General features: G+C 59.7%; 11 protein-coding genes. 4 read left to right on the forward strand and 7 right to left on the reverse strand.

All coding sequences use genetic code 11. The annotated features are described in order from the left end of the window. Positions 1-297: 297 nt before the first annotated feature. Positions 298-2,445, forward strand: a complete 2,148-nt coding sequence (locus tag BMZ63_RS06475; RefSeq protein WP_091703289.1) for a methyl-accepting chemotaxis protein — start codon at positions 298-300, stop codon at positions 2,443-2,445. An 18-nt stretch (positions 2,446-2,463) separates the two neighbouring features. Here BMZ63_RS06475 and BMZ63_RS06480 read toward each other — a convergent pair whose 3' ends face one another. Then, complete coding sequence (locus BMZ63_RS06480) at positions 2,464-4,188, reverse strand: diguanylate cyclase domain-containing protein (RefSeq protein WP_091703291.1); 1,725 nt, start codon at positions 4,186-4,188, stop codon at positions 2,464-2,466. A gap of 214 nt (positions 4,189-4,402) precedes the next feature. Between BMZ63_RS06480 and BMZ63_RS06485 the strand changes: the two genes are divergently transcribed. Together BMZ63_RS06485 and BMZ63_RS06490 are read left to right on the forward strand one after the other, a co-directional pair. Further along, positions 4,403-4,723 (forward strand): TraR/DksA family transcriptional regulator, encoded by a 321-nt coding sequence (locus BMZ63_RS06485; protein ID WP_091703294.1) that lies wholly within the window; start codon positions 4,403-4,405, stop codon positions 4,721-4,723. A 24-nt stretch (positions 4,724-4,747) separates the two neighbouring features. Beyond that, positions 4,748-6,211 (forward strand): SLC13 family permease, encoded by a 1,464-nt coding sequence (locus BMZ63_RS06490; protein ID WP_091703297.1) that lies wholly within the window; start codon positions 4,748-4,750, stop codon positions 6,209-6,211. A gap of 1 nt (position 6,212) precedes the next feature. On the opposite strand, the gene BMZ63_RS06495 is transcribed toward BMZ63_RS06490, so the two are convergent. Next, positions 6,213-7,247, reverse strand: coding sequence for a polysaccharide deacetylase family protein (locus tag BMZ63_RS06495; RefSeq protein WP_091703300.1), 1,035 nt, complete (start codon positions 7,245-7,247; stop codon positions 6,213-6,215). A gap of 46 nt (positions 7,248-7,293) precedes the next feature. Continuing rightward, positions 7,294-7,953 carry a DNA-J related domain-containing protein gene (locus BMZ63_RS06500; protein WP_091703303.1) on the reverse strand — a complete coding sequence of 220 codons (660 nt, stop codon included), beginning with the start codon at positions 7,951-7,953 and terminating at the stop codon, positions 7,294-7,296. Positions 7,954-8,094: 141 nt separating this feature from the next. Between BMZ63_RS06500 and ttcA the strand changes: the two genes are divergently transcribed. Beyond that, the gene (ttcA, locus tag BMZ63_RS06505; protein WP_091703306.1) at positions 8,095-8,994 is read left to right on the forward strand and encodes a tRNA 2-thiocytidine(32) synthetase TtcA; all 900 of its coding nucleotides are present in this window, start codon (positions 8,095-8,097) and stop codon (positions 8,992-8,994) included. A 12-nt stretch (positions 8,995-9,006) separates the two neighbouring features. Here ttcA and BMZ63_RS06510 read toward each other — a convergent pair whose 3' ends face one another. From BMZ63_RS06510 to BMZ63_RS06525, 4 genes are read right to left on the reverse strand one after another with little or no spacing between them, the layout of a single operon-like run. Then, positions 9,007-9,696, reverse strand: a complete 690-nt coding sequence (locus BMZ63_RS06510) for a sulfite exporter TauE/SafE family protein (protein WP_091703310.1) — start codon at positions 9,694-9,696, stop codon at positions 9,007-9,009. Positions 9,697-9,702: 6 nt separating this feature from the next. Beyond that, complete coding sequence (gene ccoS, locus BMZ63_RS06515) at positions 9,703-9,942, reverse strand: cbb3-type cytochrome oxidase assembly protein CcoS (protein ID WP_091703312.1); 240 nt, start codon at positions 9,940-9,942, stop codon at positions 9,703-9,705. A 30-nt stretch (positions 9,943-9,972) separates the two neighbouring features. Next, positions 9,973-12,414, reverse strand: a complete 2,442-nt coding sequence (locus BMZ63_RS06520) for a heavy metal translocating P-type ATPase (protein WP_091703315.1) — start codon at positions 12,412-12,414, stop codon at positions 9,973-9,975. Next, positions 12,411-12,926 (reverse strand): FixH family protein, encoded by a 516-nt coding sequence (locus BMZ63_RS06525; protein WP_091703317.1) that lies wholly within the window; start codon positions 12,924-12,926, stop codon positions 12,411-12,413. Before BMZ63_RS06525 ends, BMZ63_RS06520 begins: the two co-directional genes overlap by 4 nt. Positions 12,927-12,957: the final 31 nt, after the last annotated feature.

A 12,957-nucleotide genomic window follows, 5' to 3' on the forward strand; every position in this document is an offset into this window, starting at 1 on the left:
TCAGGAATCTGCGCACTCTTGATGCATGTCATCGCACCGTTGCACCCAATCGGTGCGTTTGCCCCTGGTGTGGTGTTCCAGCCGGCGGGTGAGGGTTTCCAAAACTGTCTGCAGCCATGGATGGCTGCAGTCAAGCCCTACACGGATGTACTTGCGCGGCGTGTTTTGGAAACCCTCACCCGCCGACTGGAACGATCCCCCAATTTTAAAACGGCCCGATAATTGCTGGTCAGGTGCTATTTGAGACTGAGTGCGCGTTTTCGATGTACTCCGGTGAAAGCAGCCAGGAGAGGAAAAATGGCCCTGAAAAGCGATCTGATGAACCTGACCGACAAAGAACGGCGCTGGTTACCCTGGTGGGGCGGCACTGGCAAGCTGGCCATGGGCTGGTCGTGTTATCTGAACCGTGGCATGTATGAAACCAATGAACAGATTTTCGAGAATCTGGCGCGTACCCGCCGTGACGCACTCATCGATTGGGCCGACCACAAGTGGTCGTTTCTCCAGACCCTTGCTGACAAACTTGCTAATGCCTCTGAACAGACCGCAACGGCTGAAATAAAACGCAGCAGCGCACGTTTGCGGGAGATTTCCGAACTGTTTCTGGTCAGTGTCGAGGGGCAGGTGATCGCCTCCTCGGCGTCCGGGCGTGTGGGTAAAAACGATGTGCCTGAACCTGCGGTACGCCGGGGCGTGGGTGAACGTTTTCTGCATGGCCCATACCGTGATCCGGTGACCCTGGCGCTGGGCAAGACCACCAGCCGTTTCCACGACGCGGTTACGCTGATGTTCTATCAGCCGGTAACCCTGGCCGAAGGTGCGCAGGCGGCTATTTGTGCCCGCATTCCCAATGATGTGATGAGTGATCTGATTCAGCGTGAAGCCGGCCATGTGTTCGAGGAATCCGGCGACAATTACCTGTTCATGATCGAAAGCCACTTTGACGGTTCCATCCAGACCGGCACGGCGTTGTCGCGCTCACGCTTTGAAGATTCCACGTTCAGCCACGGTGACAACCTCAAACAGGGCATTGATACCGGTTATGGCACCGTGGGTATTCGCGAGCACACCGAGTTTGAGATCCGCTTTACCGATCCGGCCACCGGGCAGTTGCATCCGGGGGTCCGGGAAACCATTGCCAAGGGCGAAAACCTGTATGTGAAGTATCCGGGCTACTCGGACTATCGGCATATTCCGGTCATCGGCAAGGGGCTGACCTTTCAGATGCCCGGCTCGCCGGATGTCTGGGGCATGATGTGCGAGGGTGATCTGGAAGAAGTCTACCGTCGCCGGTCCATCAGCTGGCGGCTGTCCAGCCGGTTGACCATCCTGGCCGGTATGCTCTGGGCGATTAACCTGGCTCTGGCGCTCAGCGGGGTGCCCCTATGGGCTGAGGCGGCGACGAACGGCGTGGCAATCATGGCCCTGGTGGGCTTTTTCCGGACCACCGGTGTGAAGCCCATATCAAGGGAACTTGGGCAAATGGCGGAGGTGATCCGGGACATTGCCGAGGGTGGTGGCAATCTGAGCCAGCGCATTGACCTGGCCCATACCCGCCGGGACGAAAGCGGTGACCTGGCCCGCTGGATCAACAGTTTTATTGACAGTCTGGATGGCATGGTGGGCAAGGTGCTGGCACTGGCCAACGATTCCGGCCAGACCAGCGAGCAGATGATGAAACACAACCTGCTGGCCTATGACCGGGTGCATGCGGTGTTGGCCCAGATTGATGACATGGTGCAGGGGGCACGGGCGCAGGAGCAGGAAATTGGTAATGCCTCCACCACCGCCCGGGAAATGCGCGCAGGCATGGAAGAGGTTGTGGAAAAGGCCCGCGCCCAGTTTGCGCGGGTCAGCGAGGAGGCGCGCAGTATCCGGGATGTGATTAACCGCTCGGCCGACGGTATTCGGGCCGCGGACGAACGTACCGGAGAAATTGACAAGACCGCATCCGTGATCAACGACATCGCGGCGCAAACCAACTTGCTGGCCCTGAATGCGGCTATTGAAGCGGCCCGGGCCGGAGAATCCGGGCGGGGCTTTGCGGTTGTGGCCGATGAGGTGCGTCAACTGGCTACCCGCACGGCGCAGGCGACCGAGGACATTGGCGCGCGGCTGAACGGCGTGCGTGAGGAAACCCGCCGGGCGGTAACGGTGATGGAAGCCGGTATGTCGGAGATGGAAGAACGTTTGCAGAGCGCCGAGCTGGCGGCGGACGACAATGAGGAACTGTACACCATGGTTGAAAAACTGTTCCGCGCGATTTCCGGTATTGAACAAAGCAACCGGGACCAGAGCGAGCAGACCGCGGGTGTGGCCGACAGCGCCGGCGCCATGCGTGATGTGGTGGAGCAATTGGTGGACAGTGCCGAGCGCAGCCGTGGCGCGGCCAACAAGCTGCAACGGTTGACCGGCCAGTTTGAAGTGTCAGCGGAGGTGGCCTGAGCGATGTCGCTGGCGAGCTCAGGCGGTGCTGGAGACCTTCGGGTTGAACAGGTGGTAGCGGTTGCGGCCGTCCCGCTTGGAGCGGTACATGGCCACGTCCGCGCCGTTGATCAGCTCGCGCACGGTCTGGCCGTCTTCCGGGTACAGGCTGACGCCAATACTGGTGCCCACTTTCAAGGTGTTGCCATCAACCTGGTAGGGTTTGTCATTGGCGGTGATTAACCGGTCAATCACCGCAATAACATGGTCCATATTTTCCATTTCCGGCAACAGTACTATGAACTCGTCGCCCCCGAGGCGGGCCAGGGTGTCGTCTTCACGCAGGCAGGAACGAACCCGTTTGGTGAACTGCAACAACAACTCGTCACCCACCGAGTGGCCCAGGGAGTCGTTCACGTCCTTGAACTCGTCCAGATCCATGAAAATCACGGCCAATAACATGCCGGTGCGGTGGGCGTGCCGAATGGCGTGGTCCAGCCGGTCTTCCAGCAGACGGCGGTTGGGAACGCCGGTGAGCGCATCGTAATAGGCGAGCTGTCGAATCTGTTCCTCGTTCCGGCGGTCCTGGGTTATGTCGGTGAACAGGCCGGCGTAGTGGGTGACCTTGCCCTCATCGTCAGTGATGGCGGTAATGGTCAGCAATTCCAGGTACAGCTCGCCGGTTTTGCGCCGGTTCCAGATCTCTCCGCGCCAGTAGCCGTGATTCTTCAGCGATTGCCACATGCGCTGGTAGAACTCGGCATCGTGTCGGCCGGAAGACAGGATTTCCGGAGTCCGGCCGATGACCTCATCGGCGGTGTAGCCGGTCAGTTGGGTGAAGGCCGGATTGACGAATTCGATCCGTACGTTCTCGTCGGTGACGATGATCCCTTCAAACGACGATTCGATCACTCTCTCGGCCAGTTGCAGGGTCTGGCGTGACTTCGCGAGCGCCTGGTCTCGCTGTTCCAGGGCTTGCCGCAAATCTTCCACGTACAGTTGCTCGGCACCGGCGAGCATGTCGCTGTAGCCGATCAGGCCGGTGACCTCGCCAGTGCTGTCCACCACCGCCAGATGGCGGATATGATGATCAATTAACAGGTCCCGGGCGTGGATCAGCGGGTCTTCCTCGCTGACGGTGAGCAGGGGCCGGGTTGCCAGGTCTTTCACCAGAGTGTTGCTGGTGTGGCGGGCAATAAAGCGCACCATATCCCGCTCCGTGAGAATGCCCAGCTCTCCGTTACCGCAATCCACCACGGTAGCATCGGCGTGCTGGCGGTGCATGCAGACCGCCACCTCGGCCAGTGACTGGTTACCATCCACCAGCAGTGGCGGGCGGGGCACGGCGGCCCTGACTTCCCGCAGGCGCAGGTAGGGCTCAAGGCCCTGGTTCAGGGCGAGATCGGTTTGCGAGAGAATGCCGATGGGTTTGTTGCCGTCGCCGGTCACCAGGAAATGCCGCTTGCCCGTGGCCCGTAGCTTCATGGCCGCTTCGCCTACATCGGTGTTGCCGGGCAGCGACAGAACCGGGGCACTCATGACCGTGCCCACGGGTTTGTTAAATTCGTCCGGATCGGCGAAATTGATTGCCAGGGCGTCGTGTTCCGTCCAGATTCCGATGACATCGTCGCCATCTGTAATCAGGATCGAGCTGACCGATGTTTCCGACATTCGTGCAGCGGCTTCGGCAATGGTGGTGCCCGGGCTGCAGGTCAGTAGTAACCCGCCGTGCATGATGCGGGAAATCGGAAGCGGTTGCCCCATGGAGGCTCCTGTCGTTGGTTCGGCTATTGTGGCTTTATGGGCAATTCTAACAAGGGAAAGCCGCCGATGCCTCTATTACCGTTGTGCCTATTCTGGAAAACTAGCAGACACGGAGACGGCGGCCATTATATCCGGCTGGTTTTTGACAGGCGTCAAGCACTGTTGCAGCGTAGAATCTATGGTATCCGCTCACCGAAAACAGGATGGACTATTCATGAGTGATCGCAAATCCGAACTGGAAACCCTGAAGGCCGAACTGGAATCCCGGTTGAATCGTTATCACGCCCACCAGCACCGTGAAAACGGCCCGCTGGAGAAGGATTTTGAGGAGCAGGCCTCGCAGACCCAGAACGACGAGGTGGTCGATTCGCTGGAAAACGAAGCCCGGGAAGAACTGGCACAGGTGAACCATGCGCTGGAACGGATTACCGCCGGCGAGGGAAACGAGTGCGAAAAATGCGGGGAGCCGATTGATCCCCGGCGCCTGCAGGTGTTGCCTTATACCACGGTCTGTGTAAATTGCGCGACTGATTGATTTTTTACCGATACAGGGCGCCGAATGACCTCGCCGCAGGCAAACGGGACGGAAAAGCGTGGGTTGCCCAAAAGCCGGATGATTGGCCTGGCGCTGGGTTTCGGCTTTCTTTTGATGCCCCTGCTTTTACCGCCTCCCGGAACCATGGGTGAGCAGGCCTGGGCAGCCCTTGGTCTGATGTTGATCATGGCCTCCTGGTGGGCCACCGAAGCCATCCCCATTCCCGCAACTGCGTTACTCCCCATTGTGTTAATACCCGCGTTGGGACTTGGCGACATTGCCGGAGCCACCACGGCCTATGGTCATCCGATCGTGTTTCTTTTCCTTGGCGGTTTTACCCTGGGGCTGGCCATGCAGCGCTGGAACCTGCACCGCCGCATTGCGCTTCTGACCCTGCGCACGGTGGGCAGTAATCCCAAGCGACAGATCGCCGGTTTTATGGCCGCCACCGCCTTCTTGAGCATGTGGGTGAGCAATACGGCAACCACCATCATGATGCTGCCGATCGGTTTGTCGGTGGTCGCCATGATGGAAGGCGAAGATCCCGACAGCGTGCACCGCTATGCGATTTCCCTGCTGTTGGCCATTGCCTATTCCGCCAGTATTGGTGGCATTGCAACTTTGATCGGTACGCCGCCCAACGCCTTGCTGGCCGCTTACCTGAGCGAGAACCAGGGTATTGAGGTGTGCTTTGCCCAGTGGATGCTTCTGGGCGTGCCGGTGACTGCTGTGCTGTTGACGCTGGCCTGGTGGAGACTTACCCGGCGGGAGTTCGGCATCATCGGCTCCGGAGACGGTGGCCGGATGATCAGCAACGAACTGGCCCGCCTGGGCCCGATGAGCCGGGGCGAGAAACTGGTGCTGTTGGTGTTCGTGGTGACCGCCATTGCCTGGGTTTGTCGGCCATTGCTGTCGGCCACCCTCATGCCCTGGCTTACCGATACCGGCATTGCTATCGCTGCGGCACTGGCCATGTTCCTGATACCGGTTAATCTGGCGGAGCGTTCGTTTGTCATGGACTGGGAGTCGGCCAGCCGACTGCCCTGGGGAGTGCTTCTGCTGTTCGGTGGCGGCTTGTCCATGGCTGGCGTGATTGGCAGCTCCGGACTGGCGGACTGGATTGCCGGGAATCTGTCCTTCATCGGCACACTGCCATTGCTTGTGATGATGGCCCTGGCCGCGGCTGCGGTGATCTACCTGACCGAGGTGACCAGCAATACCGCAACGGCGGCGGCGTTCTTGCCTTTGTTGGGTGCGCTGGCGGTTTCACAGGGCGTATCGCCGCTGTTACTGACGGTGCCGGCAGCAATTGTTGCCAGCTGTGCATTCATGATGCCGGTGGCCACCCCGCCCAATGCCATTGTCTTTTCCAGTGGGCACTTGCAGGTATCGGATATGATCCGTGCCGGTTTTCCGCTCAGCCTGGCCAGCATTGTGATCGTCTCACTGCTGACCTACGGGCTGATCGGGCTGGTATTCAGCGTCTGAATCAGTCTTCCGGTGCGTCCAGATTGAGCCACTGCTGGGACAGCCAGTAGAAGCTGCCGTTGCCGGCGGGATGGGTGCAGTTATAGCGAAAACGCCGGCTGGTGATTTCGTCCGGCGCCTGCACGGACACCTCGTCTCCGTTGATCTGCGTGTCAATGCGGCCGAAACCGGAAGCGAAGCAGGTCAGTCGGTTGGCGGACAGCTTGTCGCCCAACGGGAACCGAAGTTCGGGTGGATTGCGGTCGATGACGCCGTCCGGCAAATCGGCCGCAGGCACCGGAAAAGCCTTGCTCATAAGCTTGTCGCGCAGGCCTTTAATCTGTCCATAGGCGTCTGCCATGGGGAAGCGGGGGAGCCGGGTTTCATGGGAATATCGGCCGATGGCACCGGAATGCTGGCCAAAACCCAGCCACCCCCGACGTTCCAGTTTCTGTTCCAGTGCCCGGTCAAATTCCCCGTAAGGATAGGCGAACATGGGTACGTCCTGACCCAGTTCCCGCTCCAGAGTTTCCTGGGCCTGGTCCAGGCTGGCGTTAATGCGCGCCTGCCACGCCGCTTTCTCTTCGTCCGGTTTCCTGGCCAGATGGCCGTGATCTGCACTGTGGTTGGCGATGGTCACCCGTTGGTTATTGGCAAGTGTGTCCAGCTGTTTCCAGGTCATATAGCCGCTACGACCCACGGCGTCGGTATTGACGAAAATGGTGTAGGGCATGTCCCGATCAGCCAGCAGCGGCGCAGCCGTGTGGTAAACCGATTCGTAGGCGTCATCAAAGGTAATGGCAACTCGGTTGCGTTCAGCCTCGGCACCGTCCAGCGCGTCGCGGGTGCTTTCCAGCAGGGGAGTGACCGGCAGGTCCAGCTCCTCGAGATAGTCCAGTTGTTGCTCAAACAATTCCGGCGAGGTGCTGGTTGCACGGGGGGTGTCGTTGGCAACGTGGTGGTATTGCAGCACCACCAGGTCGGCACTGGCGGCAGCGGGCCAGGCCAGCAAGCTGGCAACTGTCAACGCTGTCAGAGTTTGGGTCAAACGGGGCATAGGCGAAGTTCCACAGGTTGTTATGGATCGGGCTGTTGATGGGCGGTCAGGCGTAATGGGCTTTGAGTACCGAGAAGGCTTCATTGAGCTTCTGTACTTCTTCGGTGCTGCCACCCCGGTCTGGGTGGGCCCGCATGATTTGCCGGCGAAAGCCCTGCTTAACCGCCGTGAAAGTCTCTGGCAGGGCCTCGAACCCGAGTGTTTCAGCGGCGAGGGCTGCGTCGTCCATGTCCGGGCGCTCCGGAGGCAGGCCGGCCCAGAAGTTGTCCATCATGTCCTGAATGTCACCGTTTGACATGAAATACTGGGACAGATCCAGGTAAAAGGCCCTGAGTTTGTCCTCGCTTGCCGGCAGGGTGGTTTCAGGACGCTGTGCGACTGGCAACAGCGTCAGGCGCAGTGGTGAGATCAGCAGGGTTTCATTGGTCTCGGCCAGTTGGTCCCGAAGCCGGTAAAGGGTATGGAACAACAGGAAGTGAACCGGGTAGAGCTGGTCCGGTTCGGTAAAATTGACCTCACCGAGCAGTTGCCACCGTTCGCCTTGCAGGGCTCGTATCAGGTCCAGTTCGCTGAGCCCCAGCGGGCCCCGGGCGCGCAGTTCGTGCTCCGTGGCGATCAGCAGGTGTTGTACCTGCTGTTCCAGCCACTGGTGCCTGGCCTTGTCTTTATCGAGGGAGGTGATGGATGAATCGGTCATGATGTGCATGGTATGTCAGCCGGCAGCGGCTTGAAAGGGCAGGCTGGTTGAATAATCGTCAATGTTCGCCGGTGTTCCTGTTCCCGGGCGCCTTGCCCGCGTATAATTGCCGCCCGAATTTTCCATGCACGCAGGAGCCGAGCGCCAGCAATGACAGCCAATGCCCAAGCCACGCCACAAGCCGACCAGGACCGCCGCCAGAAACTGGAGCTGAACAAGCTGCAGAAACGTTTGCGCCGGGAGGTCGGGCAGGTGATTGCCGACTTTTCCATGATCGAGGCCGGCGACAAGGTGATGTGCTGTCTGTCCGGTGGCAAGGATTCCTACGCCATGCTGGATATCCTGCTGAACCTCCAGAAAAGCGCACCGGTGGACTTCGAGTTGATCGCCGTGAACCTGGACCAGAAACAACCGGGCTTCCCGGAGGAAGTGCTGCCCGGGTATCTGGCCTCCATGGGCATTGAATACCACATCATCGAAAAAGATACCTACAGCATCGTCAAGGACAAGGTGCCGGAGGGCAAAACCACCTGCGGCCTGTGTTCCCGTCTGCGCCGGGGCATTCTGTACAATTTCGCCGAAGAGCACGGAGTGACCAAAATTGCCCTGGGCCATCACCGGGACGATCTGCTGGAAACCCTGTTTCTGAACATGTTCTACGGCGGAAAGCTGAAGTCCATGCCCCCGGTCTTGCACAGTGACGACGGCCGTAATACGGTCATCCGTCCGCTGGCTTACGCCCGGGAAAAAGACATTGCCCGCTATGCGGCGCTGAGGGAGTTTCCGATCATTCCCTGCAACCTGTGTGGATCCCAGGAGAACCTGCAACGGCAGGTGATCAAGGATATGTTCCAGAGCTGGGACAAACAGCATCCTGGCCGACTGGAAACCATGTTCCGCGCATTGTGCAATGTGGAGCCTTCGCACCTGGCAGACCCGGAATTGTACGATTTCAAGGAAGGAAAGCGCCTGGGGGGCAGGCGCCAGGCGGTGGTGCAGTCTGCGGAACCGGCACCGGATTTCGAACGCCTGGACGTGTTGAATATCTGAGTCGTGGCCGGTTCAGCCCATCAACAGGGCCTGCCAGGGTAATGTCCAGAGCCCAAACAGAACCAGCAGAATGCCACTGAGTTTGCGAAACTGCCGGTTGCTTTTCAGGTCGCGAATCCAGTTGGCGGCGTAACCGGTAGCCAGCATCGAAGGCAGTGTTCCCAGGCCGAAGAAGACCATGGTCAGGGCCGCCGATGGCACGGTGGGTTGTAATGCGGCCCAGCCCAGGGTGCTGTACACCAGGCCGCAGGGCAGCCAACCCCACAGGGCGCCGAGGGCCAGTGCCTGCCAGAGATGGTTGACGGGCAACAGGCCTTTGGTCAGCGGTGATAGTCTGCGCCAGACCGGTGCACCCACCTTTTCCACAAACCGGATACCCTGCCACCACTGTCCCATGGACAGCCCCATGAAAATCAGCAGCAGGCCCGCCAAAGTCATCAGGGCCATGCCGGCCATTTTCGAGTGTTGGGCAGCGCTGGTACTGACCAGTGCAACCAGTGCGGCGATCAGGGCGTAGCTGGCGATGCGCCCGAAGTTGAAGCCGAGCAGCAGCAGGCTCTGGCGGAAGCGGAACCCCCTGCCTACCGGTAGCGCCATGGAAAGCGAGGCGCTGATGCCGCCACACATGCCCAGGCAGTGGGTGCTGCCCAGCAGACCAATGACGAACGCGCTTGAATAACTGAGATAGAGTTCCGGTTGCACGACCTGTCAGCCCGTTTCGTCAGACTTTTTTTCTTCGTTGCGCTCGGTTGCCATGTTATCCGGGTTTTTCTTTTTGTCGGTACGGGCCTCGTCGGGAATCATATCCTTGTCGTCATCGTAGAGGATACGGTGCGCGGGACCGTCGAGGTCGTCGTACTGGCCGTTGCGAACGGCCCATGAAAACAGTACCAGCCCCAGTGCGACAAGAATCAGCATCAGTGGGACCAGAATAAAGACGATTTTCACGCTACCTCCTCAAAACAGGGTGGTTGTGTGTCAGGTTGCTGGTGCCTGTTGTACCTGACTGGAGCCGCTCGTGCCAGAGGGCTTGCTGAGGCGCAGTGCATTAAGCACAACAATGAGCGAACTGGCCGACATGCCGATGGCGGCCAGCCAGGGCGTGACCAGTCCAGCAGCCGCCAGTGGCAGGGCCAGCAGATTATAAACCAGTGCCCAGGCCATGTTCTGGCGGATAATATCCCGGGTCTGCCGGCTTGTTTTCATGGCTTCTAGCAGTTGCATTAACTGCCCGTTGAGCAGAACCGCATCGGCTTTCAACTGGGTCAGGTCGGCGGCGGTACCCATGGCAACGGATATACCCGCACCGGCCATGGATGGCAGGTCATTCAGCCCGTCACCCACCATCATAACCCGGTGGCCCTGGTCTCTTAATTCTTCCAGCACTGACAGTTTATGCTCGGGGGATGCCTCGCCAATGGCCCGGTCAATGCCCAGTTGTCCGGCTACCTGCTGGACATGGCCAGATCGGTCGCCACTGAGCAGAATGGTCTGTATACCGGCCTGTTGCAGGGCCTGAATGGTCTCGGCGGCGTCGTCCCGAATCCGGTCATCAAGGCGGAAGCTGGCCAGCCACTGCTCGTCATCCGCCAGCCAGATTTCCATGCCCGGAGGCGTATCAGTCTCGGGTGGCGCCGCTTTCGTCAGGCTGGCAACGAAGGCCTTGTGACCAATATAGAAATTCCTGCCTTCCAGTTTGCCGCACAAGCCCCCGCCCAGGTGGTTACTGACTCCGGTAACCGGTACCGATGGCTGCTCATGGAACACCCTGGCAATGGGGTGTTCGGAATGTTTTTCCAGGCCGGCGGCTATCTTGTGGCAGGTCTCGTTATCCAGATCGCCATAGGTGTGGATATCGGTCAGCGACAACTCGCCACGGGTGAGGGTGCCGGTTTTATCGAACACCACGGTGTCGATGGTTTTCATGGATTCAAGCGTGTGGCCCCGGGTGGGCAGGAACCCGAGTTTGCGCAACCGGACCGTGGCTGCGGTGATGGCAGTGGGCGTGGCCAGTGACAGGGCGCAGGGGCAGGTGACCACCAGCACCGCAAGGGCGATGTCGAAGGCATTGTCGGCGCCGGCCAGCCACCAGCCGCCCCAGACAATCGGGGCCAGGATCAGTACCTGTTTGATGAATTTCCCGGCAATTCGGTCGGCCAGGCGTGCCACCGGTGGTTTCTCAGCCTGGACCCGGTCGAGCACCCGCAGGATACCGGACAGGCGGGTCTGGGCACCGGCGCGCACCACCCGAACGCTGAGCGGATTCTCGCCGTTCACGCTGCCGGCGTGAACGGTTGCACCGGGCCCGCGGGTTTCAGGCAGGTACTCGCCGGTGAGGGCGGCCTCGTTCAGTGTGGACTCACCGGAAACAATTTCTCCGTCCACCGGCAGGGTTTCCCCGGGGCGAATCCGGACAATGTCGCCGGGCTTGATGTCATGGATGGGCACGATGTCGGTTTCACCGTCACGCATCAGTGCCGCCACCGAGGGCTGGAAACCGGCCAGGGCATTGCCGGTGAGGCCGGCCCGGTACCGTGCCTGCACTTCCACATAGCGGCCCAGCAACAGGAAGAAGGTGAACATGCACACCGATTCAAAATAGACTTCGTCGCCACCGAACACGGTCACCCAGGCACTGGCGACGTAGGCGATACCAATGGCAATGGCCACGGGCAGGTCCATGGTGAACTGGCGGGAGGTGATGTCACGCAGGGCATTGCGGAAAAACGGCCGGGCGCTGTAGAGCACCACTGGCGTGGCCACCAGCAGGCTGAACCAGCGAAAGAAACCGATGAAATCGTCGGACAGGTTGTTGATCAGCTCAAAATACAGCGGAAAGGCCAGCATCATGCTCTGGAATGAACCAATGCCGGCTACCGCGAGGCGAATCAGCATGGATCGGTGTTCGGCCTTCAGTGCCTGTTCAGCTTCGTCGGCCTGATAAGGGCGAGCGGTGTAGCCCAGTTCGTGTATGGCGATGAGCAGATCACTCAGGCGGGCCTGATCTTTGGCCCAGACCAGTCGTGCCCGCTGGGTGGTGTGGTTGACGGTAAAGCTCAACACACCCGGCTGCTGTTTCATGTGGTTTTCAAGTAGCCAGATGCAGGCGGCGCAGGTAATGCCGCCAATGAGAAGCTGGGCTTCTTCGCCGCCCTTGACCGGGGCGACAAACGATTGCTGGACCAGGGGGTGGTCCAGCTCCCGCAAGCGCTCGAGTTCCGACCGGGTCAGTTCTCTTGGCGTCACCGCCGGTTCGGTCCGGAAATCATAAAAGCCGGTCAGACCCTCCTGGTGGATGGTCTGGCAAACGGCTTTGCACCCCTGGCAGCAGAAATGCTGCTGTTGTCCGTCCAGCTCAAGGGTGATCGGGGGATCGCCATCCGCTGGCTCCCCGCAGTGAAAGCAGTTCAGGGAAGTCACTCTTTCTCGGTGTCTTGGGCCTTAATGGCGATCGCGTCCCTGGATGGCAAATACAGCTCACCTTTCACCCGCCATTCATTGGTGGGGCCCTTCAGGTCGTAGTACCAGCGCCCGTCCAGGTTGCCGTGGATCTGGCCAGTATATTCACCGTTGGCCAGCTTCTGGAACTGGATGGTGCGGTCTTTATCCGACAGGGTCGGGTGGTAAAGATGCAGCACTAGGTAAGGGAAGTCGGCCGGGCCCTCTTTGGTTTCCAGTGACAGCTCGGCGTCGCGACCACGGAAGTCGAGCATGCCAGCGAGCTCCATGTCCTGGGCTCGCTGGTCCCGGGCGATGGCCATATTGATTGCCCGTCCTTCCTTGGAGTAGCTGTCAGAGACCATGGAATCGTCGATGCTGCTGGCAACGATGATAAAGAAAATGCCATAGATGATGGTTGCAATCGGGGCAATGGTCAGAAACCAGAACCAGGGCTGACGATACCATGGCGCAACGGGTGCGTTTTCACTCATTACTACTCAATCTCTGTTAGTGACTTTGAAT

The sequence above is a fragment of the Marinobacter persicus genome (assembly GCF_900114155.1).
In the GTDB taxonomy this organism is placed as follows: Bacteria; Pseudomonadota; Gammaproteobacteria; order Pseudomonadales; family Oleiphilaceae; genus Marinobacter; species Marinobacter persicus.

Excerpts from the sequence above, each read along its gene's own strand:
- BMZ63_RS06475 (WP_091703289.1), top strand. The coding sequence starts at position 298 with ATGGCCCTGAAAAGCGATCTGATGAACCTGACCGACAAAGAACGGCGC.
- BMZ63_RS06480 (WP_091703291.1), bottom strand. The coding sequence starts at position 4,188 with ATGGGGCAACCGCTTCCGATTTCCCGCATCATGCACGGCGGGTTACTA.
- BMZ63_RS06485 (WP_091703294.1), top strand. The coding sequence starts at position 4,403 with ATGAGTGATCGCAAATCCGAACTGGAAACCCTGAAGGCCGAACTGGAA.
- BMZ63_RS06490 (WP_091703297.1), top strand. The coding sequence starts at position 4,748 with ATGACCTCGCCGCAGGCAAACGGGACGGAAAAGCGTGGGTTGCCCAAA.
- BMZ63_RS06495 (WP_091703300.1), bottom strand. The coding sequence starts at position 7,247 with ATGCCCCGTTTGACCCAAACTCTGACAGCGTTGACAGTTGCCAGCTTG.
- BMZ63_RS06500 (WP_091703303.1), bottom strand. The coding sequence starts at position 7,953 with ATGCACATCATGACCGATTCATCCATCACCTCCCTCGATAAAGACAAG.
- ttcA (WP_091703306.1), top strand. The coding sequence starts at position 8,095 with ATGACAGCCAATGCCCAAGCCACGCCACAAGCCGACCAGGACCGCCGC.
- BMZ63_RS06525 (WP_091703317.1), bottom strand. The coding sequence starts at position 12,926 with ATGAGTGAAAACGCACCCGTTGCGCCATGGTATCGTCAGCCCTGGTTC.